Annotated in this window: 26 protein-coding genes and 1 riboswitch; of the genes, 17 read left to right on the plus strand and 9 right to left on the minus strand. The window is 69.4% G+C overall.

The window, feature by feature from the left end; translation table 11 throughout:
* Window positions 1–14: 14 nt before the first annotated feature.
* Both ACGFIF_RS42445 and ACGFIF_RS42450 read left to right on the plus strand, forming a co-directional pair.
* Window positions 15–698, plus strand: a complete 684-nt coding sequence (locus ACGFIF_RS42445) for an NBR1-Ig-like domain-containing protein (RefSeq protein WP_393163265.1) — start codon at window positions 15–17, stop codon at window positions 696–698.
* Between the two features lie 98 nt (window positions 699–796).
* Window positions 797–2,659, plus strand: coding sequence for an alpha/beta hydrolase (locus tag ACGFIF_RS42450; RefSeq protein WP_393163267.1), 1,863 nt, complete (start codon window positions 797–799; stop codon window positions 2,657–2,659).
* Between the two features lie 54 nt (window positions 2,660–2,713).
* Here ACGFIF_RS42450 and ACGFIF_RS42455 read toward each other — a convergent pair whose 3' ends face one another.
* Window positions 2,714–3,226 (minus strand): GbsR/MarR family transcriptional regulator, encoded by a 513-nt coding sequence (locus ACGFIF_RS42455; RefSeq protein ID WP_393163269.1) that lies wholly within the window; start codon window positions 3,224–3,226, stop codon window positions 2,714–2,716.
* Between the two features lie 97 nt (window positions 3,227–3,323).
* On the opposite strand from ACGFIF_RS42455, the gene ACGFIF_RS42460 reads away from it, so the two are divergent.
* Genes ACGFIF_RS42460 through rpe form a run of 7 tightly spaced genes read left to right on the plus strand, consistent with a single transcriptional unit; the run spans window position 3,324 to window position 9,594 of the window.
* The gene (locus ACGFIF_RS42460) at window positions 3,324–4,232 is read left to right on the plus strand and encodes an ATP-binding cassette domain-containing protein (RefSeq protein WP_393163271.1); all 909 of its coding nucleotides are present in this window, start codon (window positions 3,324–3,326) and stop codon (window positions 4,230–4,232) included.
* Window positions 4,229–5,857 (plus strand): ABC transporter permease, encoded by a 1,629-nt coding sequence (locus tag ACGFIF_RS42465; RefSeq protein ID WP_393163273.1) that lies wholly within the window; start codon window positions 4,229–4,231, stop codon window positions 5,855–5,857. The genes ACGFIF_RS42460 and ACGFIF_RS42465 overlap by 4 nt, the downstream gene beginning before the upstream one ends.
* Before the next feature lie 14 nt (window positions 5,858–5,871).
* Window positions 5,872–6,264 carry a PPOX class F420-dependent oxidoreductase gene (locus ACGFIF_RS42470; protein WP_393163275.1) on the plus strand — a complete coding sequence of 131 codons (393 nt, stop codon included), beginning with the start codon at window positions 5,872–5,874 and terminating at the stop codon, window positions 6,262–6,264.
* A complete protein-coding gene (gene cbiE / locus ACGFIF_RS42475; protein ID WP_393163277.1) occupies window positions 6,254–7,456 on the plus strand; it encodes a precorrin-6y C5,15-methyltransferase (decarboxylating) subunit CbiE in 1,203 nt (400 codons plus the stop codon). The genes ACGFIF_RS42470 and cbiE overlap by 11 nt, the downstream gene beginning before the upstream one ends.
* Window positions 7,453–8,193: a precorrin-4 C(11)-methyltransferase gene (cobM, locus tag ACGFIF_RS42480; RefSeq protein WP_393163279.1), complete on the plus strand. Its 741-nt coding sequence runs from the start codon at window positions 7,453–7,455 to the stop codon at window positions 8,191–8,193. The genes cbiE and cobM overlap by 4 nt, the downstream gene beginning before the upstream one ends.
* Window positions 8,190–8,921, plus strand: coding sequence for a cobalt-precorrin-6A reductase (locus ACGFIF_RS42485; protein ID WP_393163281.1), 732 nt, complete (start codon window positions 8,190–8,192; stop codon window positions 8,919–8,921). The genes cobM and ACGFIF_RS42485 overlap by 4 nt, the downstream gene beginning before the upstream one ends.
* Window positions 8,922–8,931: 10 nt before the next feature.
* Window positions 8,932–9,594, plus strand: a complete 663-nt coding sequence (gene rpe, locus ACGFIF_RS42490) for a ribulose-phosphate 3-epimerase (RefSeq protein WP_132207848.1) — start codon at window positions 8,932–8,934, stop codon at window positions 9,592–9,594.
* On the opposite strand, the gene ACGFIF_RS42495 is transcribed toward rpe, so the two are convergent.
* Window positions 9,562–10,785: an MFS transporter gene (locus ACGFIF_RS42495; protein ID WP_393163283.1), complete on the minus strand. Its 1,224-nt coding sequence runs from the start codon at window positions 10,783–10,785 to the stop codon at window positions 9,562–9,564. The two genes, rpe and ACGFIF_RS42495, sit on opposite strands and share 33 nt — an antisense overlap.
* 83 nt (window positions 10,786–10,868) lie before the next feature.
* On the opposite strand from ACGFIF_RS42495, the gene ACGFIF_RS42500 reads away from it, so the two are divergent.
* Complete coding sequence (locus ACGFIF_RS42500) at window positions 10,869–11,660, plus strand: HAD-IIA family hydrolase (protein ID WP_393163285.1); 792 nt, start codon at window positions 10,869–10,871, stop codon at window positions 11,658–11,660.
* On the opposite strand, the gene ACGFIF_RS42505 is transcribed toward ACGFIF_RS42500, so the two are convergent.
* From ACGFIF_RS42505 to ACGFIF_RS42530, 6 genes are all read right to left on the minus strand, one after another.
* The gene (locus ACGFIF_RS42505) at window positions 11,657–12,376 is read right to left on the minus strand and encodes a polysaccharide deacetylase family protein (protein ID WP_393163287.1); all 720 of its coding nucleotides are present in this window, start codon (window positions 12,374–12,376) and stop codon (window positions 11,657–11,659) included. The genes ACGFIF_RS42500 and ACGFIF_RS42505 overlap by 4 nt on opposite strands.
* A gap of 114 nt (window positions 12,377–12,490) precedes the next feature.
* Window positions 12,491–13,195, minus strand: a complete 705-nt coding sequence (locus ACGFIF_RS42510) for a polysaccharide deacetylase family protein (protein ID WP_393163289.1) — start codon at window positions 13,193–13,195, stop codon at window positions 12,491–12,493.
* 80 nt (window positions 13,196–13,275) lie between these two features.
* A complete protein-coding gene (locus ACGFIF_RS42515; RefSeq protein ID WP_393163291.1) occupies window positions 13,276–14,019 on the minus strand; it encodes an amino acid ABC transporter ATP-binding protein in 744 nt (247 codons plus the stop codon).
* The gene (locus ACGFIF_RS42520; protein WP_393163293.1) at window positions 14,003–14,770 is read right to left on the minus strand and encodes an amino acid ABC transporter permease; all 768 of its coding nucleotides are present in this window, start codon (window positions 14,768–14,770) and stop codon (window positions 14,003–14,005) included. Before ACGFIF_RS42520 ends, ACGFIF_RS42515 begins: the two co-directional genes overlap by 17 nt.
* A gap of 3 nt (window positions 14,771–14,773) precedes the next feature.
* On the minus strand, window positions 14,774–15,601 hold the full coding sequence (locus ACGFIF_RS42525; protein WP_393163295.1) for an ABC transporter substrate-binding protein: 828 nt from the start codon (window positions 15,599–15,601) through the stop codon (window positions 14,774–14,776).
* A gap of 268 nt (window positions 15,602–15,869) precedes the next feature.
* A complete protein-coding gene (locus ACGFIF_RS42530; protein WP_393163297.1) occupies window positions 15,870–16,484 on the minus strand; it encodes a DNA-binding protein in 615 nt (204 codons plus the stop codon).
* Window positions 16,485–16,669: 185 nt separating this feature from the next.
* Here ACGFIF_RS42530 and ACGFIF_RS42535 point away from each other — a divergent pair, with 185 nt between their 5' ends.
* On the plus strand, window positions 16,670–18,736 hold the full coding sequence (locus tag ACGFIF_RS42535) for a VWA domain-containing protein (protein WP_393163299.1): 2,067 nt from the start codon (window positions 16,670–16,672) through the stop codon (window positions 18,734–18,736).
* Between the two features lie 46 nt (window positions 18,737–18,782).
* Here the strand turns inward: ACGFIF_RS42535 and ACGFIF_RS42540 are convergent, their stop codons facing one another.
* Window positions 18,783–19,805 (minus strand): serine/threonine-protein kinase, encoded by a 1,023-nt coding sequence (locus ACGFIF_RS42540; protein ID WP_393163301.1) that lies wholly within the window; start codon window positions 19,803–19,805, stop codon window positions 18,783–18,785.
* A gap of 119 nt (window positions 19,806–19,924) precedes the next feature.
* Between ACGFIF_RS42540 and ACGFIF_RS42545 the strand changes: the two genes are divergently transcribed.
* From ACGFIF_RS42545 to ribH, 6 genes are all read left to right on the plus strand, one after another.
* Entirely contained in the window at window positions 19,925–20,062 is a 138-nt protein-coding gene (locus ACGFIF_RS42545) for a hypothetical protein (RefSeq protein ID WP_393163303.1), read from the plus strand.
* Window positions 20,063–20,119: 57 nt separating this feature from the next.
* A riboswitch (FMN riboswitch) is annotated at window positions 20,120–20,253 on the plus strand.
* Between the two features lie 126 nt (window positions 20,254–20,379).
* Window positions 20,380–21,417 (plus strand): bifunctional diaminohydroxyphosphoribosylaminopyrimidine deaminase/5-amino-6-(5-phosphoribosylamino)uracil reductase RibD, encoded by a 1,038-nt coding sequence (gene ribD / locus ACGFIF_RS42550; RefSeq protein ID WP_393163305.1) that lies wholly within the window; start codon window positions 20,380–20,382, stop codon window positions 21,415–21,417.
* Complete coding sequence (locus tag ACGFIF_RS42555; RefSeq protein ID WP_393163307.1) at window positions 21,418–22,020, plus strand: riboflavin synthase; 603 nt, start codon at window positions 21,418–21,420, stop codon at window positions 22,018–22,020.
* Window positions 22,017–22,685: a nicotinamide riboside transporter PnuC gene (pnuC, locus tag ACGFIF_RS42560; RefSeq protein WP_393163308.1), complete on the plus strand. Its 669-nt coding sequence runs from the start codon at window positions 22,017–22,019 to the stop codon at window positions 22,683–22,685. Before ACGFIF_RS42555 ends, pnuC begins: the two co-directional genes overlap by 4 nt.
* Before the next feature lies 1 nt (window position 22,686).
* Window positions 22,687–23,925: a bifunctional 3,4-dihydroxy-2-butanone-4-phosphate synthase/GTP cyclohydrolase II gene (locus ACGFIF_RS42565; RefSeq protein WP_393163309.1), complete on the plus strand. Its 1,239-nt coding sequence runs from the start codon at window positions 22,687–22,689 to the stop codon at window positions 23,923–23,925.
* Entirely contained in the window at window positions 23,925–24,395 is a 471-nt protein-coding gene (gene ribH, locus ACGFIF_RS42570) for a 6,7-dimethyl-8-ribityllumazine synthase (protein WP_393163311.1), read from the plus strand. Before ACGFIF_RS42565 ends, ribH begins: the two co-directional genes overlap by 1 nt.
* Window position 24,396 lies beyond the last annotated feature (1 nt).

The following is a 24,396-nucleotide window of genomic DNA, read 5'->3' on the forward strand; positions in this document are numbered from 1 at the left end:
TTCGGGAGTGCGCCGTGAGGCCAGCACAGGCTCGTGTTGTGATCGGCTGCCGGATGCGTGAGCTCCGGGAGGCGGCCGGCGTACCGCTGTCGCGCGCCGCCGCCCAGTCGGGCTGGGACAAGGGCCACCTGTCCCGGGTCGAGCGCGGACACACCAAACCCAGCCGCGAGCTGATCGAGTGGTACGACGCCTCGTTCGGTGCCGGACAGGCGCTGGTCAACCAGTTGATGGAGCTGGATGCCGCCGTCCGAGCCGGTCGCGACATGACGTTGCGGGACATGCGCCGGCACATCCAGCCGGTGCTGCTCGGTGGATCCGTGCCCGTCGACCACCACCCGGAGGACCGGGCGGAGCTGGTGGGGGAGACGGTGCCGGACGGGACGCGGGTGTGCCGGGACCAGGCGTTCGAGAAGACCTGGGAGATCCGCAACAGCGGTGAGCGGCCCTGGCATGATCGCTGGCTGACCCGGCAGGGCGCGGCGGGTACGCCGGGGTGGTTGCGGTCACCACATCGCGCTCCGCTGCCGGACGCCGTACCGGGGGAGATCGTGACGGTGTCGATGGCGTTGCAGGCGCCGTCCCAGGTGGGCGCGTCCACGGCGTACTTCAAGATCACCGATGACGCTGGGCGTTTGTACTACCCCGGGCTGGAGTCCCCGCCGATGTACTGCACGATCTTCACCGTCTACGAGCTTTAGGGATTGCCCTTGACCTTGCTTTTGTGGGTGTTCCTGGTGGACTTTCCGGAATACGTTGCTGTCTCCTGAACCCGCCCGGACACACTGGAGTTGACAGCGTGATCAGACTTCCCAAGATCGCTCTGGCCCTGGCTGCGGCACTCGTTGTGCCCCAGGTGGCCATCAGCTCGGCCTCGGCAGTGCCCGCGGCCAGAGGTCCGGTGGATCCGCCGGTCCCGTCCATCCCGCAGAAGTACCTCGACCAGCCGATCACGTGGTCGGTCTGCTCGTTCGACGCCCAGGTCAAGCGGTTGTACCCGCAGGCGCCGACGACCAACTGCGCGAAGGTGAAGGTCCCGATGGACTGGGCGCACCCGGACGCGCACCCCGACGTCGAGGTCGCCATCGCCTACAGCAAGGCGACCGGTACGTCGAAGGGCCTGATGACCACCAACCCGGGCGGACCGGGTGGCGCGGGCCTGACCCTGTCGGCCTCGCTGGCGGTGGAGAAGACACAACTGTTCAGCGACTTCGATCTGCTCGGATTCGACCCGCGCGGGTTCGGCCAGAGCACTCCGCTGCAGTGCCTGACCACGACCGAGGCGCTGAACGCGCTGCCGACGACACCGGACCTGAAGGAGCGGACCCGGCAGACCCACGCGGTCGAGGTGGCCGAGGCCAAGCTGTACGCCGACGCGTGCTCGGCGACCGAGTTCGGCCAGTTCGTCAGCAGCCAGCAGACCGTGTACGACATGGAGTTCCTGCGGGCCCTGTTCCAGGCGCGGCAGCTGAACCTGATCGGCTACAGCTACGGCACCTGGCTCGGCGGCTGGTACGCCGACACCTACCCGTCGAAGGTCGGCCGGTTCGTGATCGACTCGAACATGGACTGGACCCACACCCAGTGGGACAACGTGAACTTCGACCCGTTCTCCGGCCAGCGCCGGCGCGACACCCAGCTGTTCCCGTGGATCGCCCGGCACGCTGACCAGATCGACGGCCTGGGCAGCACGTTCAAGCAGGTGCGGGCGACGTACAACGGGATCCGGGCGGGCCTGGTGACGCTGGTCAAGGCCGGCACCTCGTCGGTGCGCGGTGACGACCTCGACGGCACGATCTACAGCGTTCAGTACGGCAATATCCGCTTCATCCGGGGGACGCTCGACATCCTGATCCACGACGAGTACCTGAAGGACCCGTCCACGTCCGGCCGGATCGAGTTGCGGCACGTCGACCGCGCCTGGGCCCGGATCTCGCCGGAACTGCAGGCGTTCGACACCCTGGCCGCGATGCGGGCCCGGTACGGCGTGACGCCGGCCGCGGCCACCACCGCGGCGGCGCTGCGGGTCGACTCGACCCACTCGATCATCGCCGACGCCCGCGAGGCCGCGGCCAAGTCCACCGGTGACGCGGTGGTCAACCTCGGTGCTATCGGAACGACGGTCCGCTGCAACGACACGAAGTGGAACAGCGACCCGCGGTTCTACCTGCGCGAGGCGGACCGGATGGCCGCCAAATACGACTTCTTCGGCTACATGAACGGCGTACCGTTCTGCGCCTTCTGGCCGTACGCGCCGCAGGACCGCAAGCTCGACCTGAAGGGCTCGCCGCGGATGCTGATGATCCAGGGTGAGCTCGACCCGGCGACGGCGTACGAGGGTGCGCTGCGGACCCACAAGGACACGTCGAAGGCGACCCGGTTCGTCGCCATCGACGACGAGGGCCAGCACGGCCAGTACGTCGGCTCGGCGTCGTCCTGCGCCGAGGCGATCGGTGACACCTTCGTCTTCACCGGAGAACTCCCCGGCAAGAACCAAGTCTGCGGTACGTCGCCACTCCCGGCGGAGCTGTCCGTCTACCCGGTCAACGGCCCGATCGACGGCAACGCCGTACACCTGCCGACGTCCAAGGCCGGCGGGCACAAGGTGAACCCCTTGCTCCAGCAGGCCCTGGACACCGTCGCCGCCGGCACGCTGCGGTAGCTCGGACGTTCGGAGGGCCCGGCGGACAGGTGTCCGCCGGGCCCTCCGGCACGTTCAGGCGTCGCGGCTGCCGAATTCGGCATCGAGCTCGGCGTCGAGTTCGGCCTTGCGCTTGACCCAGCGCTCGCTGAGGCCTTTGACCTCTTCGCCGATGAAGTCGATGAAACCGAGGGACACCCGGATCCGGCGGTGGGCGGCGGTGCCCTCGCCGGACGCGTCGAGCACCTTGCGCAGTGAGGCGGACCAGCGGACGAGAGCCTGGTCCTCGCTCATCATGGTCTGGTACCAGGCGTCGTCCTGGACCACGTACACATCGCGACGGCTGCCGGGCTCGCGCTCGCGGTTGGCCAGGCGGAGCTGGAGCAGATAGTTGACCGCGCCCGAGACCGCGGCCGGACTCGCCTGCAGCTGATCGGACAGCTCGGCGGCCGTCAGCCGTCCCTCCTCGCTGGACAAGATGGCGGCGAAGACCCGGCCGGCCATCCGCGGCCAGCCCGTGTCGGCGAGCAGGTTGCCGAACTGCTCGGTGTACCGCCGGACGGCTTCGTCGTCTCGCTGTGCACTCACCGCCCCATCATCCCCTCTTCGTCACCCGGAAACCTGACCGGTGAACAACGTGTTAGAAAGATTCACAATCTTCTGAATGAAGTGTACGTTATGAATCATGACATCAGCCATCGTGGTCTCAGGACTGCACAAGTCGTACGGAAGTACGCACGCCCTCGACGGTCTCGACCTGGAGGTCGCGACCGGTGAGGTGCACGGATTCCTCGGCCCGAACGGCGCCGGGAAGTCCACCACCATCCGGGTGCTGCTCGGGCTGTTGCGCGGTGACGCCGGTGACGTCTCGCTGCTCGGCGGCGACCCGTGGCACGACGCGGCGAAGCTGCACCGCCGGCTCGCTTACGTCCCTGGTGACGTGAACCTCTGGCCGAACCTGACCGGCGGCGAGGTGATCGACCTGCTCGGCCGGCTCCGTGGCGGTCTGGATCCGAAGAAGCGGGACGACCTGCTGGGCCGGTTCGACCTCGACCCGACCAAGAAGGGCCGCACCTACTCCAAGGGCAACCGGCAGAAGGTCGCCCTGGTCGCGGCGCTCGCGTCGGACGTCGAGCTGCTCATCCTCGACGAGCCGACCTCCGGCCTGGACCCGCTGATGGAGGAGGTGTTCCGGCAGTGCATCGAGGAGGAGCGCCAGCGCGACCGCACCGTGCTGCTGTCGAGCCACATCCTGTCCGAGGTCGAGGCCCTGTGTGACCGGATCAGCATCATCCGCCGCGGCAAGGTGGTGGAGACCGGCACGCTGTCCGACCTGCGCCACCTCACCCGTACGTCGATCCACGCCGAGCTGGCCGGGTCGCCGAACGGCCTGGCGTCGCTGCCCGGCGTCCACGATCTCGATGTCGAGGGCCACCGGGTCCGGTGCGAGGTGGACACTGCCCAGCTGGATGCGGTGATGCGGCAACTGTCTGCGAGCGGGATCAAGAGCCTGGTCGCGCAGCCGCCGACGCTGGAGGAGCTGTTCCTGCGCCACTACGAGGACGAGGCCGAACCGATGGCGGCGGTCCGATGAGCGAGCGCAGCGAGCGAACAAGAAGCACAGCCGACTTCGTCGGTACCGGGACCCTGGTGCGGCTCGCGCTGCGCCGGGACCGGGTTCTGATCCCGGTGTGGATCGTGGTGTTCGTGACGATGGCGGCCGGATCGGCGCAGGCGTCGATCGACCTCTATCCGGACGTCGCCTCCCGGGTCGAGGCGGCCCGGACGTCCAACGCATCGCCGGCTCTGGTGTCGCTGTACGGCCGGATCTTCGACGAGACCTCGCTCGGGGAGCTCTCGTTGTTCAAGCTGACCGCGTTCGGTGCGGCGCTGGTCGGGCTCCTGGCCGCGATCCTCGTCGTACGGCACACGCGGACCGAGGAGGAGTCCGGCCGGCTCGAGTTGCTGAGCGCCGGAGTCCTCGGCCGGTACGCCGCTCTGGCCGCGGCTCTGATCGTGTCGTCGGGGACCGTCGTACTGCTGGGGCTGCTGACTGCTCTCTCGTTGATCGGTGTCGGACTGCCGGCGGGCGGTTCTTTCGCCTTCGGGTTGATGTGGGTCGCGGCCGGGCTGTCGTTTGCGGGCGTGGCTGCGGTGACCGCTCAGTTGACCGAAGGCGCCCGCGCCGCGAACGGGTTCACCGCGGTCATCCTCGGGATCGCGTACGTACTGCGGGCCATCGGCGACTCGTCCGCCGACGGCAAGTCCGAGTGGGTGTCGTGGCTGTCGCCGATCGGATGGTCCCAGCAGGTCCGGGCGTTCGCCGGTGATCGGTACGTCGTCGTACTGGTGCCGCTGGTGTTCATGGCCGTGCTGGTCGCCGGTGCGCTGGCGCTGATCCGGCGGCGCGATGTCGGTGCCGGCCTGGTGCGGCCGCGGCCGGGGCCTGCGATCGCGTCACCGTCGCTGCGATCGCCGCTCGCGCTGGCGTGGCGCCTGCACCGAGGCTCGTTGTACGGCTGGGGTTTCGCGTTCCTGCTGCTCGGGCTGTTGGTGGGCAACATCGCCAGCAACGTGGACGGGTTCGTGACCAGTGACAGCGCCAAGGAGATGGTGGAGAAGCTCGGCGGTGTCAACGGCATCACGGACGCGTTCCTGGCGACCGAGATGGGGATGGTCGGACTGCTCGCCTCGGCCTTCGGCATCCAGGCGGCGCTCCGGCTGCGGTCGGAGGAGACGGCGCTCCGGGCCGAGCCGTTGCTGGCCACCGGCGTCACGCGGGCGCAGTGGCTGGGCAGTCACGTGCTGATGGCCCTGTTCGGGACGGGTGCGCTGATCCTGGTCGCAGGGCTCGGCTCCGGCATCTCCAGTGGTGCCTCGCTGGGGAACATGGGTCGTCAGGTGCCCCGGATGCTCGCGGCGGCAGCCGTCCAGCTTCCCGCGATCTGGTTGGTCACGGCGCTGGTCGTCGTACTGTTCGGCCTGGCGCCCAAGCTGGTCACCGGTGCGTGGGTCCTGTTCGGCGTCTTCCTGCTGATCGGCCAGTTCGGCGCGATCTTCAACCTGCCCGAGAGCGTGATGAACCTCAGCCCGTACGGCCACACCCCACGGCTGCCCGGCGGCGACTTCTCCGTCACCCCGGTCCTCTGGCTGACAGCCATCGCCGCGGCCCTGACGCTGGCAGGTCTAGCCACCTTCCGCCGCCGCGACATCGGCTGACCTACCATCGCGGGGTGCCTTGGATTGAGCGGTCGCCGGAGTTTGCCGAGTTCTGGACGGAGCGGCATCTGTGTGTTCTGAGCACCGTCCGGGCTGACGGGACGGTGCACTCCACACCGGTCGGCGCGACGCTGGACCTGTCGACCGGTGTGGCGCGGATCATCTGTTCGGGGACGTCGTACAAGGCTCGGACGATCCGTCAGGCCGGCGTTGCTGCGGTCTCGGTGACGCAGGTGGATGGGCGGCGGTGGTCGACGCTGGAGGGGCGGGCGATGGTCAGCGACGATCCCGAGCGGGTGGAGGACGCCGTACGGCGGTATGCCAAGCGCTACCGGGAGCCGCGGGTCAACCCGCAACGGGTGGTCATCGAGATCACGGTGACGAAGGTGCTGGGCAATGCCGGCTGACGTCGTGACAGTCGTTGGTGTCGGTGCGGACGGGTGGGACGGGCTATCGCCTGCCGCGCGGAGTGCTGTCGAGTCAGCTCAGGTGGTGATGGGCAGTGCGAGGCAGTTGGCTCTCGTGCCGTCTGGTGAGGCGGAGCGCGTTGCGTGGCCCTCGCCGTTGTCCGAGTCCCTGCCCGGCTTGCTGGACGAGCACCGCGGGCGACGGGTGTGTGTCCTGGCCAGTGGGGATCCGACCTTTCACGGCATCGGTACGACGCTGACCCGGCTGCTGGGCGCGGACGCCGTACAGGTGATTCCACACCCGTCGAGCGTGTCACTGGCGTGTGCACGACTCGGGTGGCCGCAGGACCAGGTGCAGGTGGTCAGTCTGGTCGGTCACCCGGTGGAGCTCGTGCACCCGCATGTACAGCCCGGGCGGCGGTTGGTCGTACTGAGTTGGGGCGCGCACACGCCTGCAGAGGTTGCCGGACTGCTTGTCGCGCGTGGTTACGGCTCTAGCTCGGTGACTGTGCTCGAGCACCTCGGTGGACCGTCGGAGCGCGTGCGGACGGTGTCGGCTGCGGAGTGGTCTGGCGACGTCGAAGCGCTCAACGTGATCGGCGTGCAGTGCCAGGCGGACTCCGGTGCACCGCTGCTCCCGACTGTGCCCGGGCTGCCCGACGATGCGTATGAGAACGACGGGCAGCTCACCAAGCGCGAGGTCCGTGCGGTGACGCTCTCACGGCTCGCGCCGGTTCCGGGGCAGCTGCTGTGGGACGTCGGCGGTGGTGCGGGCAGCATCGCGATCGAGTGGTCGCGGCACCACCCCACCTGCCGGGCGATTGCGATCGAACGCGATCCCGACCGTTCCAAGCGCCTGGAGCGCAACGCTGCCGGGCTCGGGGCGTCGGTGACGGTGGTGCTGGGCAAGGCTCCCGCCGCGTTGGACGAACTGGAGACACCCGACGCCATCTTCATCGGTGGGGGAGCGACCGCGGCGGGCATGGTCGAAGCCTGCTGGAACGCCCTCGCCCCCGGCGGCCGCCTCGTGGTGAACGGTGTGACGCTGGAGACCGAAGCGTTGATCGCCCGCTGGTACGGCGAACTCGGCGGCGACCTCGTCCGCCTCGACGTCCAGCGCGCCTCGGCGGTCGGAACCATGACCGGCTGGCGCCCCGCCATGCCCGTGACGATCTGGAGCGTGACCAAGTGACGGTGCACTTCATCGGGGCCGGACCGGGCGCCGCCGATTTGATCACCGTCCGCGGCCACGACCTGATCGCCTCGTCACCGGTCTGCTTGTACGCCGGTGCGCTCGTCCCCGTCGAGCTCCTCGACCACTGCCCGGTCGGCGCCCGCAAGGTCGACACCGCGGACCTGAACCTCGACGAGATCATCAGCGAACTCGCCGCCGCGCACGCCGACGGACTCGATGTCGCCCGGCTGCACTCCGGCGATCCGTCGGTCTTCAGCGCGATGGCCGAGCAGATGCGCCGCCTCGACGACCTCGGCATCCCGTACGACGTGACGCCCGGCGTACCCGCCTACGCGGCGGCCGCGGCCAGCCTCGGCCGGGAGCTGACCGTTCCCGAGGTCGGTCAGACGGTGATCCTCACCCGGATCGCGGGCCGGGCGTCCGCGATGCCGGCCGGCGAGGATCTGGCCACCCTGGGCGCCAGCCGGGCCACGATGGTGCTGCACCTCGCCGTCCAGGTGATCGACCGCGTGGTCGACGAGCTCACACCGGCGTACGGCGCCGACTGCCCGGTCGCTGTGGTCGCACGGGCGTCCCGCGACGACGAGGTGATCCTGCGCGGCACCCTCGCCGGCATCGCCGACCAGGTGCGGGCCGCGGACATCCGCCGTACCGCGGTCATCATCGTCGGCAAGGTCCTGTCGGCGACGGCTTTCCGCGACAGCCACCTGTACTCGACCACGCGGACCCGATGAAGGTCCTCCTGCTCGGCGGCACCGGCGAGGCACGCTCACTCGCTGCCGCGTTCGCGGCCGAGCCAGATCTCCAGGTGGTGTCATCGCTCGCGGGCCGGATCACCGACGCGCGCCTGCCGGTCGGAGAGGTCCGGCAGGGTGGTTTCGGCGGCACCGACGGGCTGGTCGACTGGCTGCGGGACAACTCCGTCGACGCGGTGGTGGACGCGACCCATCCGTTTGCCGCCACGATGACCGAGCATGCCGTCGCGGCTGCTCGCGAGGTCGGCGTACCGCTGCTGATCCTCCGCCGCCCGGGCTGGACCGCGGTTGCGGGTGACCTGTGGCACTGGGTCGACACGCCTTCTGAGGCGGCCGGACTGTTGCCCAGTGTTGGAACCCGAGCGTTCCTCACCATCGGACGCCAAGGACTGGCCGCCTTCGAGCAGAGCGGCGTGTGGATGCTCGCGCGCTGTGTGGAGCCGCCGGAGCCAGTGCCGACCTGGTGCGAGCTGATCCTCGACCGCGGCCCGTACGACGTCTACGGCGAGCTCGCGCTGATGCGGCAGTACCAGATCGACGTATTGGTGACGAAGGACAGCGGCGGCGAACAGACGGCTGCCAAGCTGATTGCGGCGCGGGAGCTCGGCGTACCCGTGGTGGTGATCCGCCGCCCACCGCTGCCTGCCGGCGTCGAGGCAGTCGATTCGGTGGACCGGGTCGTCGAGTGGGTCAGGGCCCGTCGGTAGATTGACGCCCATGGGGATTCAGATCGCGCCGAGCATCCTGTCCGCCGACTTCGCCCGGCTCGCCGACGAGGCGGCCGCCGTGTCGAACGCCGACTGGCTGCATGTCGACGTGATGGACAACCACTTCGTGCCGAACCTCACCCTCGGCCTGCCGGTGGTCGAGTCGCTGGCGAAGGCGACCGACACCCCGCTCGACTGCCACCTGATGATCGAGGACCCGGACCGGTGGGCACCCGGGTACGTCGAGGCCGGCGCCTCGAGCGTCACCTTCCACATCGAGGCCTGCCGGGCCCCGATCCGCACCGCCCGGGAGATCCGCGCCAAGGGCGCCCGGGCCGCGATGGCGCTCAAGCCCGCCACCCCGATCGAGCCGTACGAGGATCTGCTCCCCGAGCTCGACATGATCCTGATCATGACCGTGGAGCCTGGGTTCGGCGGCCAGAAGTTCCTCGACGTGTGCGTGCCGAAGATCCGCCGGACCCGCCAGCTCCTCGACAAGCACGGGCTCGACCTCTGGGTCCAGATCGACGGCGGCGTCTCGATGGACACGATCGAGCGCTGCGCCGACGCGGGCGCCGATGTCTTCGTCGCCGGCTCGGCCGTCTACGCCGCCGACAACCCCAACGCGATGGTCGACCAGCTACGCACCCTCGCCGAGCAGGCCTCCAGCTGACTCGGTGGTCCTGCTTCCGGCGGGACGTTCCGGTGGGACTCTGAGTAAGAGAATCAGCGCACCCGCTGCGAGGACAGTCGCGACCAGCCAGACGTAACGCACGCCGAAGCTCTCGACCACCGCGCCGGACACGGCCGATCCGATCGCGGCCCCGCCCATCGCCGCACTCCCCATCCAGCCGAAGACTTCGGTGCGCACGGTGTCCGGGGTGAGCGCGCCAAGACGCTCGTACAAGGCACCGATCGCAGGCGCCAGCGTCAGGCCGGACACAGCCAGCGCGACACCGAGCGCCACCGGTGACCAGGTCGCGAACACACACAGCAGCATGCCCACCGTGACCAGAGCCGCCCGCCGCCACAGGTACGACGTACGTCGCCCTGGCAACGCACCGGCGACCGCACCACCGACCAGGCTGCCGAACGCCCAGACGGCCTCCAGGATCCCTGCGATCAGCCGCTCACCGTGCTCGTCCGCGAACGCGACGATGCCGAGGGAGATGCCGTTGAACGCCATCACCCACAGGCCGAAGGCCAGGATCAACGGCAGGCGATGCCGGTGCCACAGCAGCTGCCGCGCGGTCAGCCGTGGTTGGCTCGCGTCGTCGTGGTCGAGCGCTGGGGGTTGCTGCAACGCGTACCACCAGATGAAGGCGGCCGACATCGCGGCCGCGAGCAGCACACCGAGTCGCGGGCTCGCCACGCTCACAGCTGTTGCCCCGAGCATCGGGCCGACGATGAACAGCAGCTCCTGTGCGGTCGCGTCCACCGCGTACGCCGTCCGCAATGCCGGACCGTGGACAACCCGCGGCCAGGCGGCCCGCAGTGTCTGCATCACCGGCGGGACGAGCGCACCGGCGAGGAAGGTCAGCACCGGCATCAACCGATAGAGCCCGGCTGGAAGAGCGGCCAGCGCCGCCAGCGCCACGCTCCAGGACATCCCGGTCACCAGCAGCACCCCGCGGGCACCGCGCCGGTCGGCCGTCCTGGCCCACAGCGGTCCGGCGATCGCCATGCCGATCGAGTACGCCCCCGCGACGATTCCGGCCCAGCGGAACGACCCGCCGAGGTCCTTGGCCAGGAACGCGACCGGCACCATCGTGGCCAGCACCGGCAACCGCGCCAGCAGTGATGCGGCCAGCAGCGCCATCACGCCGTGCGTGCGCCACAGCTCGCGGTACCCGGAAAGCTCCATGGGCCGCATTCTCACGCCTGCCACCGACAGTTTCGACCGATCGCTACGATGGGCCGGTCAGCTTCGGCAACCAAGGAGTGCGGATGACCGAGCACAAGCCCGTGGACAGCTGGCTGACCGACATGGACGGCGTGCTGGTGCACGAGGAACGCGCCATTCCAGGGGCCGGTGAGTTCATCGCCTCGCTGCAGAAGTCCGGGAAGAAGTTCCTGGTGCTGACCAACAACTCGATCTTCACACCCCGTGACCTGCGCGCCCGACTGCTTGCCGGTGGCATCGATGTCCCCGAGGAGGCGATCTGGACCAGTGCGCTGGCCACCGCCCAGTTCCTCGACGACCAGCGCCCCGGCGGTACGGCGTACGTGATCGGCGAGGCCGGCCTGACCACGGCGTTGCACGAGATCGGCTACGTGCTGACCGAGCGGGCGCCGGACTACGTCGTCCTGGGGGAGACCCGCACGTACTCGTTCGAGGCGATCACCAGGGCGATCCGGCTGATCTCGGATGGTGCCCGGTTCCTGGCCACCAACCCGGACCCGACCGGCCCGTCGACCGAGGGACCGCTGCCCGCGACCGGTTCGGTGGCCGCGCTGATCACCCGCGCCACCGGCGTCGCGCCGTACTTCGTCGGCAAGCCGAACCCACTGATGATGCGGAGCGCGCTGAATCGGATCGAGGCGCACTCGGAGACCTCGGTGATGATCGGCGACCGGATGGACACCGACATCATCAGCGGTCTCGAGGCCGGCCTGCGCACCGTCCTCGTGCTGTCCGGTTCGACCGGCGAGCACGAGGTCGACCGCTTCCCGTACCGCCCCACCCGCATCGTCGAGTCCATCGCCGACGTCGTACCGCTGGTCGAGGCGCTCGCCTAGCAGGTGAGGGTGCGGAAGCCGTAGCCCTGTGCCTTGAGCGTCTTCAGGATCGTCGGCAGGGCGGCGACGGTCTGACTGCGGTTGCCGCCGCCGTCATGCATCAGGATCACCGAGCCGTTGTGGACCCCCGCGACCACGCGTTTGACGATCGCCGCCGTACCGGGCTTGGTCCAGTCGCGTGAGTCGATGTCCCAGACGACGAGGTCCTTGCCGAGGGCCTTCGCCTGCTTGGTGACGGTGCTGTTCACCGCGCCGTACGGCGGTCGCAGGCAGGCCGGCGTACCACCGGTCTGAGCGCGGATCGCCTGGTCGGTGGAGGCGATCTGCTGCCGGAACGACGTCGCGGACAGCGTCCGGAGATCCGCGTGGGTCCAGGTGTGGTTCTGCACGCTGTGCCCGGCGGCGTGGATCCGCTTGGTCAGGGCCGGATGCTTCACCACGTTCCGGCCGACCTCGAAGAACGTCGCCTTGGCGTCGTACTTCGCGAGCACCTCGAGGATCAGCGGGGTGTACACCGGATCGGGACCGTCGTCGAAGGTCAGGACGACGTACTTGGCCGGCAGCGCCTTCTGGGCCGGTGCTGCTGCCGGTGGCGGGGTCGGCGGCGGTGGACTGGGCGTGCGGGCAGCCGCGACCACCACCGTGCCGATCACGGTGCTGATCGCCATCATCATCGCCAAACCGACCAGGCGGTGGCCGGAGCGCGTCAAAGCCATGTGTCCCCCAGGGCGGTGGTGGGCTCACTTCCTCACCCGTCCACGATCGGCACGATCCGCCGGAAAGCGAGTACCCACGCCGCTGTCGCGTCAACAATCCACGGATAGCGGACGCTAGTGGCACCACAGGGGGTAGAAGACGTAGCCGCGGGCCTTGAGCGTGCGCAGGATCGTCGGCAGCGCCGCGACCGTCTGGCTCCGGTTGCCACCGCCGTCGTGGAGCAGGATCACCGAGCCAGGCCGTACCTTCGCCAGCACCCGGCGCGCGATCACCGACGACCCGGGACGGGTCCAGTCCCGCGGGTCGACCGACCACAGCTTGATCTCCTTGCCGAGCGTGGCCGCCCGCCTGGCGACCAGTCGGTTCGTCGCGCCGTACGGCGGCCGGAGGCAGCGCGGGGTGTAGCCGGTCTGAGCCCGGACGTACCGGTCCGTGGTCCGGATCTGGTACTTGAAGGCCGACCAGTTGACCTTGGTCAGATTCGGATGCGACCAGGTGTGGCTCTGCACGCTGTGACCTCGCTGATCGGCCCGTCGGGTCAGGGCGGGGTAGTGCTTGACGTTCTGCCCGATCACGAAGAAGGTCGCCCGCACTTTGTAGGTCTGAAGAATCTTCAGGACCTGCGCCGTGTACCGCGGGCTGGGGCCGTCGTCGAAGGTCAGATACACCCACTTGGCCTGTGCCGTGGTCGCTGCCTGAGGCTTCACCGTCGGAGCGCTCTGCGCCGGCGTGTCACTCGCCGCCAGGCCGAGCGCGGTGCTCAGCCCGACGGCGAGTGCTGCGGGGATCAGCCGCACCGGAAGTCGAAGATCTCTCACCGCAACCATCCCCCAGCCATGGTCGGCCCGGTGTTGGGCCACTCCTCATAGTGGCCCCAGGCAACCATTTCCGCCAGGGGTCAGAGCACCTGGGAGAGGAACTGCTGCAGCCGCGGCGAGTCCGCGTCCGTGAAGATCTGCTCCGGTACGCCGGACTCCACCACCACACCGTGGTCCATGAACGCGACCTGGTCGGCGACCTCGCGGGCGAACCCCATCTCGTGGGTGACGACGACCATCGTCATCCCGGCCTGCGCGAGATCAGCCATCAGACCCAGGACACCCTTCACCAGTTCGGGGTCGAGCGCCGAGGTGGCCTCGTCGAACAGCATCACCTCGGGCTTCATCGCCAGCGCCCGGGCGATCGCCACTCGCTGCTGCTGACCACCGGAGAGATTGCCCGGTCGCGACGATGCCTTGTTGCCCAGGCCGACGAGCTCGAGCTGCTCCAGCGCCGCGGCCCGAGCCTCCTCAGGTCCGAGGTTCTTGATCTTGCGCAGCGGCAGGGTGATGTTCTCCAGCACGGTCTTGTGCGGGAACAGGTTGAAGTGCTGGAACACCATCCCGATCCGTCGCCGCAGCTCGTCCGGGTTGCTCTTCAGTACCGACTCGCCGCCCAGCCGGACGTCCCCGGCATCCGGTTCGAGCAGCCGATTGATGGCCCGCAGCAACGTCGACTTCCCGGACCCGGACGGCCCGATCACGCACGCCGTACGCCCGGCCGGTACGGCGAGATCGACGCCGCGCAGCACCTTGTTGCTACCGAACGCCAGCTCGATCCCTTCGACCTGGAGACTCGCCGCCGTCTCAACGGTGGTCTGCATGCGCCAGCTCCTCCCGTACGACGTCGTCCGCGCGACTCGCGTCCGCCGGACGTCCTTCCCGCAGCCGCTTGTCGAAGTAGTTCACCAGGTGGGTCAGCGGCACCGTGATCACCAGGTAGAAGATGCCGGCCAGCAGCAACGGCGACAGGTTGCCGTTGGTCGCGGCCGCGTCCTGTCCGATCCGGAACAGCTCCCGCTGGCTGGCGAGCAGCCCGAGGAAGTAGACCAGACTCGACTCCTTCACCAGCGCGATGAACTGATTCACCAGCGCCGGCAGCACTCGTCGTACCCCTTGCGGAATGACGACCAGCCGCATCCCGGCCGTGTAGGTGAACCCGAGCGCACGAGCCGCCTCGAGCTGGCCCTTCTCCACACTCTGGATGCCGGAGCGGAAGATCTCGCCGATGTACGCCGCCGCGATCAGCGACAGCGCGAGGATGCCGAGCGGATACGGGTTCGGGCCCCACCAGTGCCGGGTGATCGGTGACAGGCCCTGGCCGATCAGCAGAATGGTCAGGATCGCCGGCAGGCCGCGGAAGATGTCGGTGTAGATCTTCGCCGGCCAGCGCAGCCAGCGCTTCCGCGACAGGGCCATCACCGCCACGATCATGCCGAGCAGCGTGCCCAGCACGACCGAGGCGGCCGCCAGGATCAGGGTGTTGACCAGTCCCACCTTGAGCATCTCGGGCAGGACTTCCCGCATCGACCCCCAGTCGAGGAAGGTGTCGTTCAGCGTGGACCAGATGTCCATCGATCAGCCGGCTGCGGGAGCTTTGGGGGTCGTGAACTGCACCGAGCCGCTACCCGGCTTGAAGTTCGCCGGTACGGCGCGACCCGGGTAGTACTGCTCGACCAGCTTCGTCCAGGTGCCGTCGGCGATGACCTCGTCGAGGGCCTTGTTCACCGCTTCGCGCAGCTTGTCGTTGTTCTTGGCCACCGCGAACGCCATCGGCGCGTCGCTGAGCTCCTTCGCGGCCAGGATCACGGTTCCGCCGCCCTGCTCCTTGGCCATCTTCTCGCCGATCTCGGCCGGCGAGACCCACGCGTCCGCCGTACCGGCCTTGAGCTGGCCGAGAGCGGCGTTGTAGTTCGGCACCCGGACCGGGTCGAGGCCCTTCTGGGTGGCGTAGTCGTCCTGGACGGTGCCCTGGACAACGACCACACGTTTGCCCTGGAGTTGGTCGAACTTCGTGATGCCGGAGTCCTTGGTCGTGTTCAGGCCGAGGTAGCCGAAGTCGTACCCATTGCTGAAGGCAACCGTCTTCTTCCGGGCCTCGGTCACCGTGATGGACGAGCTGCCGAGGTCGAACTGGCCGCCGTTCACCTGCGAGAGCAGCGCGGAGAAGTCGGTGCCGACGAACTCCGGCTTCAGGTTCAGCTTGGCCGCCACCGCGGTGATCAGGTCGTTGTCGAACCCGGTGAACTTGCCGTCCTTCACGTACACGTTCGGCGGCGCGTCGGTCAGTGTCCCGATCCGCAGCGTCCCGGAGTCCATCAGCCCCAGATCCGAACCGCTCGCGGCCGGGTCGTCATCGCTGCCGCAGGCAACCATCGACACCGCCAGCGCAACCGCCGCTCCCACCGCGACAACCCGTCGAAAGCCCCTGAAGGCGCGCACAACTATCTCCTCACAACCGTTGGTCAGAACGGAGCTGATCGCCCCGCCTCCGAACCCAACCTCACCCCCGTCCCCGCCATTCCACCCCGACACCCACTGAGACACCCCCGAAATGTCCACCCGCCTTGTGCTATATCGAGCACTCTGGGCGGGCTGGAGAGTGACGCCCAGCACACTGCGCGCGCGTGCGGCGTGGCGAGGATCACCCGCGCGGATCACCCCGCGCCGACTGTTAGCCGTGGTGGTGTTCGTAGTGGGTCAGGGCTTCGGCGGTGCGGCCGGTGCCGTAGGTGCGGAGGAGTTCGGCCAGGGCGGGGGAGTCGGGGGCGATGGCGGTTGCGGCGCGCTGGATCTCCTCGGCGGAGGCGACGGCGCGGAAGAGGTCCTGGATCTCGCGGACGACGGCGCGCGCGGAGGGCGGCGCACTCGTGGCAGCTTCCGGCGCGACAGGTCGAGCGGGCGTGGTGGGCAGTGCCGGCGGGGTGGCGAACGGTGCCGCACCGGACGAGCCGGGGAGTTGCGCGGTCGGGGTGGAGCGGGTGAAGGCGCCGGTGGCGCCGCGGATGCCGTCGAGCGCGGCCGGGATGTCGTCCGGCGGGATCCCCCCGGTCGACGCCCGCTGGGCGAGTTGGTCGAGTGCCTGGAGTCGGGAGACCACGGCCGGGTTGCCGATCTTCACCCGCTGGGCGCTCATCAGCTGCGACAACATCGGCGCGGACAGCCCGATCACCTGCGCCAGCGCACCCTGGGTCAGACCGAGCGGCCCGGCCACCCGGCGCACGAGTTCACCGAGCGGCTCGCCGTACAGTTCGGTCTGCTGCCGCAGGTTGTGCGCTGTCTGGTCCATTCGCGTGATCCCCTCTGACCGCCCGCCGCTCGGTAGCGACTGCAAACATCTTCGCAGTCGCGAACGCAAATTTCCAGCCGCGCAGCCACCGACCAAGCCCAGTTCCAGGCGTGGGATGTACCGGCTTGACATTTGCGATTGCAAACTGAGAGTGTTTGCGGCAGCGAATCTCACTGGAGGAAACGATGACGGCTCTGCAGGGACACCGCCGCCCCGCGGTGTGGGCGATCCTCGCCATCACGCTGACCGCCCTACTGGCCGGTCTGGCCATCCCGGCCGCGCACGCCGACCCCGACCCAGCCGGCAGCAAGCTGGTCCTGGTGCTCGACTCGTCCGGCTCGATGAAGGAGCCGGCCGGCGACGGGCAGACCAAGATCGCCGCCGCGCGGACCGCGCTGACCAAGGTGGTCACGAAGCTGCCGGCCGAGGCCGAGGTCGGCCTGCGGGTGTACGGCGCGACCGTGTTCAAGCGCACCCAGCCCGGTGCGTGCACGGACACCCAGCTGACCGTGCCGATCGGCACGAACAACCGGCCGCAACTGCAGGCCGCGATCGCGAAGTACAAGCCGTACGGCGAGACGCCGATCGGGTACGCGCTCCAGCAGGCCGCCAAGGACCTCGGCGCGACTGGGCAGCGCACGATCGTGCTCGTCTCGGACGGTGAGGCGACCTGCGCGCCCGACCCGTGCGTGGTGGCGCAGTCGATCGCCAAGCAGGGCATCGATCTGAAGATCGACGTGGTCGGTTTCCGGGTCGGCGGGAAGGCGCGCAGCCAGCTGCAGTGCGTCGCTCGTGAGGGCCGCGGTGACTACTACGACGCCGACTCGACGATCGACCTCGAGGCAGGGCTGGATCGCTTGTCCACGCGAGCGTTCCGTCCGTTCCGGATCTCCGGTGAGCCGGTCCAGGGTGCCGCGCAGCAGGAGGGTGCTCCGGAGCTTGCCCCGGGCCACTACTCGGACACGTTCGGCGGCGACCAGACCGCGAAGTACTACCTGATCAAGCGCAGCATCAAGGGTTCCACCCTCCGGGCCGGGGTGAGCTTCCGGCGGAATCCCGGCGACGAGCTGGTGATCCAGGCCGAGGTGAAGCTCAAGACCCTCGGCGGTGACGAGTGCGGCTGGAGCTACCCGCGCGTGTTCGGCAGTGACCAAGGACTGGCGACCGGCACCGCCTCGAGCTGGTCCGACTGGCGGAAGGAGTGCGCTGACGAGGACCAGTTGGTGCTGACCGTCTCGCCGGGCAAGGACTACCGCGAGCTCAAGGGTGTTCCGTTCGAGCTGCGGATCGACGAGGAACCGCCGGTGACGTCGACGGCGAACCTGCCCGCCGAGGCCGGCGACCCGGTGTGGACCCCGATGCCCGGGTCGACCCCGCGTGAGATCGTCCCCGGATCGAGCTTCCCGGACGCGCCGCTGCTCGAGCCCGGTAGCTACAAGACGACCCTGATGCCGGGCGAGCTCCAGCTGTACCGGGTGAAGGCCGACTGGGGTCAGCGGATCCAGGCTCAGGTCACGGTGCCGCAGCTCGGCGCGGCGACGAGTGAGGCGCTGGGCGGCATCCGCTACCTGGATGCGGCGCTGATCTCGCCGATCGGTGAGGACGTGTACTCGGTGTTCGCGAAGAAGGTGCCGGGAGGATCGGGCAAGCGCAGCGTGCTCACCAGGCAGGGTGCCGTCCAGGGGCTCACCACCAAGGAGATCCGGTACCTGAACCGCGACGGTGCCAACAACCAGGACACCGGTACGTCGATGCCGGGCGAGTACTACGTCGCCGTCTCGATGACGCGGAAGGACGACGACAGGGCGTTCACCGTCCCGGTCACGCTGACAGTCGGAGTGGTCGGCACGGCGGGCGCCGGGAAGCCGGAGTACGTCGACGGCGCCACCCCGGTCGCCGGCACCTCGGTCACCCCGTCACCGACCGCCGAGCCGTCCGAGTCCGGCAACGAGAACGGCAATGAGAGTGGCAACGAGAACGAGAACGGCAACGGCACCCAGGCCGGCGGCCCGGTCCAGGGCAGCGACACCAACTCCGGCGACAGCACCCCGGTCGCCCTGATCGCCGGCCTGTCCGGTGGCGGCGTCGCGCTCCTCCTGGTCGGCCTGTTCGCGGTCTTCCGCCTCCGCAAGAAGCCGGCCATCGTCCAGCCGAGCGGCTGGTCAGGCGCCCCACAGCACCCGAACCAGGTGCCGCCGCAGTACCCGAACCAGGGCGGACCCCAGCCGCCACAACAACCGCCGTACAACTAACTCCCAACAGAGCCCGGGCCCCACGGCCCGGGCTTTGTTCTTGCGGTCAGCCGAGGAGGAGCCAGGCGGCGGTGCCGAGCAGGGCGACCGCGCCGGTGATACTCACCGCTGCGACCCACACCAACAGTCGACTCCGACCTGGGGCGGAGGCGGAGGGTGGTGCGACCGAGGTGGTCTCGCGGTGGCTCGGTGCGGGAGTTCGGGTGTCCGGTTGCTTGGCCGGGCCGGTGGGCGTCCAGGTGACTGGCAGGGGTGGGAGTTGGTCGAAGACTTCGGGGGAGTCGGGTTGGGTGGACCAGGGGGTCGTCTGGGCGGGTGGGAGGGCGCCGGACTCGGCGAGGAGGCGGCCGGCGGCGTGGGCGGAGTCGGGGCGTTGGGACGGGTCGGTCGCCGTACTGCGGCGGATGAATTCGGCCAGCGGCCCATCGACGGGTGGGAGCTTGCCGTCCGGGCCGGGCCGCTCTCCGGTGAGGAGCTCGGCGGCGACGGCACCGACTGTGTACAGGTCCTGACGTGGGTCGGGGTCGGCTCCGGCCAGTTGCTCGGGGGCTATGTAGCCGGGCGTGCCGAGGACGGTGCTGTGGCGGGTCATGCGGGGCTCGTTGAGGAGGCCGGCTACGCCGAAGTCGGACAGGCGGAGGTGCGGGCGGCCCTTGCCGGTGGCGTCGAGGAGCAGGTTGGCGGGCTTCAGGTCGCGGTGTACGACGCCGGCCGCGTGGACTGCGGACAGGCCGTGCAGGAGTTGGTCGAGCAGGACGGCGACGTACGACGTGGGGAGCGGGCCGTGGTCGCCGAGCAGCGTCGCGACGGAGCCGCCGCGGACCAGGTCCATCGCGAACACGACCTTGTCGTCGTCGGCCGCCCACCCATGCGGTGCGACCACGTGCGGGTGTTCGATCCGCAACGACTGCTCCCGGACGAACCGCAGCAACGCGGCCGCATCGTGCTGCCCGAGCACCTTCGCCGCGACGTACGCCGACCGCCGCAGGTCCCACGCCCGCCAGACCGAGCCCATCCCGCCGGTCCCGATCAGGTCGATCAGCCGATACCGGCCCGCAAACGCCTCCACCGGCAAGAACCTACCGCCCCACCGGCCCGCCTCGGTCAACCCGCCGCCAGTGAAATACTGCGGTTGATGAATTCTGAGGCGGGCGGCTCGTCACCAGTGTGTCGGCGCGGTGGTTGCCGATGGCCACCGTCGGGCCGCTGGCCGGTGCGGCGCTGGCCGAGGCGTTCGGCTACCGGCCCCTCATCCTGACCGTCGCGGCTGCCTGTGTGACCGCCTCGGTGGCGCTCGCGCTCACCCGGCGGGTGCCCAGGATGTGACCTGGGTCCTGGTGGACTGGGGTGGCAGTGGCACACTTGAGGTACGAGTGAACCCACTCGCGTGCTCCGGGGTCGGTGTAATTCCGAGCCGGCGGTAATAGTCCGCGACCCGGCCGCAGCGGTTGAGCGGCCGGTTGACCTGGTGGAATTCCGGGACCGACGGTGAAAGTCCGGATGGGAGGCGCACGCGATCGGCGGGTGCGCTCTGACGTCCGGCGACGCGAGCCTCAACGGCGAGTGGGCAGTTCCGGACGGCAGTGCGTGCATGCCGGTTGTCACGAGCCCCGGAGTGCGTCCGTGACGACGAGGGACCGTGAGTGAACAACGCTTCGCCGATCGATGTCGCCTGGATGCGACGGGCGGTCGAGCTGGCCGCGAAGGGCATCGGCAGCACCCACCCCAACCCGGTGGTCGGCTGTGTCATCACCGGACGGGACGGTCATCCGGTCGGTGAGGGCTTCCACGCCGTTGCCGGTGGCCCCCATGCCGAGGTCGAGGCACTGACCATGGCGGGTGATCGGGCCCGCGGCGGTACGGCGTACGTGACCTTGGAACCGTGCAATCACACCGGCCGGACCGGGCCGTGCGCCGACGCGCTGATCGCGGCCGGGGTGGCCCGGGTGGTGTACGCCGTACCGGACCCGAACAAGCAGGCCTCCGGTGGCGCGGACAAGCTCCGGAGCAAGAACATCCAGGTCGAGGAGGGCGTGCTCCAGACCGAGGCCGAGGCGGTCAACCACGTCTGGCTGCACAGCGTCCGGATGGGCCGGCCGTTCGTCACCTGGAAGTTCGCCACCACTCTCGACGGGCGCTCGGCGGCTCCGGACCGGAGCAGCCGGTGGATCACCGGACCGATCGCGCGCGCCGACGTGCACCGGAAGCGGGCCGAGTGTGACGCGGTCGCGGTCGGCACCCAGACCGTGCTGGTCGACGACCCGGAGCTGACGGTCCGCGACGAGAACGACGTACCGGCCGCCAGGCAGCCGCTGCGCGTCGTCGTCGGCGACCGGGAGATCCCGCCGACCGCGAAGATCCGCAACGACCGCGCGCCGACGCTCCTACTGCCCACCCATGACCCGGCCGAGGTGCTCCGGCAGCTGGACGACAGCCACATCCGGCACCTCTGGCTCGAGGGCGGTCCGACGCTGGCCGCCGCCTTCCTCCGCGCGCAGCTGGTCGACCAGATCGTCGCGTACGTCGCCCCGGCCGTGCTCGGCTCCGGGTACGCCGCGATCGGGGACCTGGGGGCGGAATCGATCGACCACCTGCGGCGGTTCAAGTTAGCGGACGTCACCCGCCTCGGCGACGACGTCCGGCTGACCCTGACGCCGCTCGAACTCCAAAGGAAACGCTGAATGTTCACCGGAATCGTCGAAGAACTCGGCACGGTCGAGTCACTGGACCTGCTGGACGGGGACGCCGCCCGGCTCACCATCCGCGGCCCGAAGGTCACCGAGGACGCCGGGCACGGCGACTCGATCGCCGTCAACGGCTGTTGCCTCACGGTGGTCGAGCACGGTGACGGCACCTTCACCGCCGACGTGATGCGGGAGACGTTGCAGCGCACCAGCCTCGGCCAGGCCACCAAGGGCTCGCAGGTCAACCTGGAGCGCGCGGTGCCGGCCCACGCACGGCTCGGCGGGCACATCGTCCAGGGCCACGTCGACGGGGTCGGCACGATCGCGAGCCGCACGCCGGGCGAGCACTGGGAAGACGTCCGGGTGGCCGCGCCCGCGAACATCCTCAAGTACGTCGCCGAGAAGGGTTCGATCGCCATCGACGGCGTCTCCCTGACGGTGACCGACGTGGACGACGCGACCGGCACCTTCGGCGTCAGCCTGATCCCGACCACGCTCGAGCTCACCGTGCTCGGCCGCAACGCCGTCGGCGACACCGTCAACCTCGAGGTCGACGTGATCGCCAAGTACGTCGAACGCCTACTGGGAGGCACCAAGTGATCGACTGGTTGCTGCACGCCGAGGTGACCATCGCCGGTTCGCCGGTGCTGGTCCGCGAGATCGTCGGCAACGTGTTCGGCCTCGGCAGCGCACTGTTCGGCATGCGCCGACTGGTGGCCGCCTGGCCGGTCGGCATCGTCGGCAACATCCTGCTCTTCACAGTCTTCGTCGGCGGGATCTTCGACACCCCGCAGGACAAGGATCTGTGGGGCCAGGCCGGGCGCCAGGTGTTCTTCGCCCTGGTCAGCCTCTACGGCTGGTACCGCTGGTACCAGACCCGCCACGGCGGTGCCGCGAACGCGGTGCAGCCGCGCTGGGCGACCGCCCGCGAGCGGCTCGAACTGCTCGGCCTCGCGGTCGTGCTGTACGCCGTCTCGTACTTCGTGCTCCGCGAACTGGGTTCGTGGGGACCGCAGTGGGACGCGTGGATCCTGACCGGCTCGATCCTGGCGACGTACGGGATGGCCCGCGGGTTCGTCGAGTTCTGGCTGATCTGGATCGCGGTGGACGTGGTCGGCGTACCGCTGTTGATCCAGGCGAAGTTCTACCCGTCGGCGACGATGTACATCGTCTACGGATTCTTCTGCGTCATCGGGTTCGCCTCGTGGTGGCGGATCCAGAACCGGGAACGCACCGTGACCCCCGAACCCGTGGTGGTGGGCTGAGATGGGCAACATTCTGAAACTCGACACGATCGAGCACGCGATCGACGAGATCCGGGCCGGACGGCCGGTGATCGTGGTCGACGACGAGGACCGGGAGAACGAGGGCGACCTGATCTTCGCCGCGTCCAAGGCGACGCCGGAGCTGCTGGCGTTCCTGATCCGGTACAGCTCGGGCGTGGTCTGCGTCCCGATGGAGGGGGCCGAGCTCGACCGGCTCGGCATCCCGCTGATGACCCCGCACAACCGCGAGCGGATGCGGACGGCGTACACGATCTCGGTCGATGCCCGCGACGGCATCAGCACCGGGATCTCGGCCGCGGACCGGGCCCGGACGATCCGGGTGCTGACCGACTCCGCGTCGGAGTCGTACGACCTGGTCCAGCCGGGTCACGTGTTCCCGCTGCGCGGCCGCGACGGCGGTGTCCTGGTCCGGCCGGGGCACACCGAGGCGTCGATCGACCTGGCCCGGATGGCCGGGCTGACACCGGCCGCGGTGATCTCCGAGCTGGTGAACGACGACGGCACGATGAAACGCGGTCCGGAGCTGCGCGAGTTCGCCGACGAGCACGGGCTGGTGCTGGTGTCGATCGACGATCTGATCCGCTACCGGCGCCGTACCGAGCGTCAGATCCAGCGGGTCGCGACCACGACGCTGCCGACCCGGTACGGCGATTTCGTTGCCCACGGCTACCGGAACATCGTCGACGGGTCGGAGCAGCTGGCCCTGGTCCGCGGTGAGATCGGGGCCGGGCCGACGCTGGCCCGGCTGCATTCGGAGTGCCTGACCGGTGACGTGTTCGGCTCGCTGCGGTGCGACTGCGGTCCGCAGCTCGACGAGGCGCTGCGTCAGGTCGCGGCCGAAGGCGGTGTCGTCGTGTACCTGCGCGGTCACGAGGGCCGGGGGATCGGGCTGCTGCACAAGCTGCAGGCGTACGAGTTGCAGGACGCGGGCCGGGACACGGTCGACGCGAACCTCGACCTCGGGCTGCCGGCCGACGCCCGCGACTACGGCACCGGTGCGCAGATCCTGGCCGATCTCGGCGTCACGTCGGTGCGGTTGCTGACGAACAACCCGGACAAGCTGGCCGGGGTCCAGGGCTACGGCATCGACGTGGTCGAGCGGCGCAGCATCTCGATCGACCCGACCGAACACAACCTGCGGTACCTGCGGACCAAGCGCGACCGGATGGGCCATCACCTGCCGGGCGGCGTACTGGCTGAAGAGAACGGAGCCGGCTGATGTCGGGTAGTGGAGCCCCCACCATCGAGACCCCGCGGGCCGAAGGGGCCCGGGTCGCGATCGTCGGCGCGCAGTGGCACCCGAAGGTGACCGACGCGCTCGTTGCCGGTGCGATCCGCGCGCTGGACGAGGCCGGGGTCACCGACTACACGGTGATCCGGGTGCCGGGGTCGTTCGAGCTCCCGGTGGCGTCGTTGCACGCGGCAAAGAGCGGGTACGACGCCGTGATCGCCCTCGGCGTCGTGATCCGCGGTGACACCCCGCACTTCGAGTACGTCTGCCAGGCCGCGACCGACGGGCTGATGCAGGTCGGCGTGACCACCGGCGTACCGATCGGCTTCGGCGTCCTGACGTGTGACAACGACCCGCAGGCGCTGGACCGGGCGGGGCTGCCCGACAGTCGCGAGGACAAGGGCTACGAAGCCACGCAGGCTGCGCTGTCGACGCTGGTGGCCATCCGTAGTCTCTAGG

This window comes from Kribbella sp. NPDC049174 (genome assembly GCF_043197365.1).
Lineage (GTDB): Bacteria > Actinomycetota > Actinomycetes > Propionibacteriales > Kribbellaceae > Kribbella.

What these genes read in the sequence shown, in the direction of transcription:
- ACGFIF_RS42520 (WP_393163293.1), bottom strand. Translation starts at nt 14,770, where the DNA reads ATGGACATCTGGTCCACGCTGAACGACACCTTCCTCGACTGGGGGTCG.
- ACGFIF_RS42515 (WP_393163291.1), bottom strand. Translation starts at nt 14,019, where the DNA reads ATGCAGACCACCGTTGAGACGGCGGCGAGTCTCCAGGTCGAAGGGATC.
- ribH (WP_393163311.1), top strand. Translation starts at nt 23,925, where the DNA reads ATGTCGGGTAGTGGAGCCCCCACCATCGAGACCCCGCGGGCCGAAGGG.
- ACGFIF_RS42485 (WP_393163281.1), top strand. Translation starts at nt 8,190, where the DNA reads ATGAAGGTCCTCCTGCTCGGCGGCACCGGCGAGGCACGCTCACTCGCT.
- ACGFIF_RS42465 (WP_393163273.1), top strand. Translation starts at nt 4,229, where the DNA reads ATGAGCGAGCGCAGCGAGCGAACAAGAAGCACAGCCGACTTCGTCGGT.
- ACGFIF_RS42495 (WP_393163283.1), bottom strand. Translation starts at nt 10,785, where the DNA reads ATGGAGCTTTCCGGGTACCGCGAGCTGTGGCGCACGCACGGCGTGATG.
- ACGFIF_RS42565 (WP_393163309.1), top strand. Translation starts at nt 22,687, where the DNA reads ATGGGCAACATTCTGAAACTCGACACGATCGAGCACGCGATCGACGAG.
- ACGFIF_RS42505 (WP_393163287.1), bottom strand. Translation starts at nt 12,376, where the DNA reads ATGGCTTTGACGCGCTCCGGCCACCGCCTGGTCGGTTTGGCGATGATG.
- ACGFIF_RS42500 (WP_393163285.1), top strand. Translation starts at nt 10,869, where the DNA reads ATGACCGAGCACAAGCCCGTGGACAGCTGGCTGACCGACATGGACGGC.
- ACGFIF_RS42555 (WP_393163307.1), top strand. Translation starts at nt 21,418, where the DNA reads ATGTTCACCGGAATCGTCGAAGAACTCGGCACGGTCGAGTCACTGGAC.
- ACGFIF_RS42535 (WP_393163299.1), top strand. Translation starts at nt 16,670, where the DNA reads ATGACGGCTCTGCAGGGACACCGCCGCCCCGCGGTGTGGGCGATCCTC.
- ACGFIF_RS42460 (WP_393163271.1), top strand. Translation starts at nt 3,324, where the DNA reads ATGACATCAGCCATCGTGGTCTCAGGACTGCACAAGTCGTACGGAAGT.
- cbiE (WP_393163277.1), top strand. Translation starts at nt 6,254, where the DNA reads ATGCCGGCTGACGTCGTGACAGTCGTTGGTGTCGGTGCGGACGGGTGG.
- ACGFIF_RS42545 (WP_393163303.1), top strand. Translation starts at nt 19,925, where the DNA reads ATGGCCACCGTCGGGCCGCTGGCCGGTGCGGCGCTGGCCGAGGCGTTC.
- rpe (WP_132207848.1), top strand. Translation starts at nt 8,932, where the DNA reads ATGGGGATTCAGATCGCGCCGAGCATCCTGTCCGCCGACTTCGCCCGG.
- ACGFIF_RS42530 (WP_393163297.1), bottom strand. Translation starts at nt 16,484, where the DNA reads ATGGACCAGACAGCGCACAACCTGCGGCAGCAGACCGAACTGTACGGC.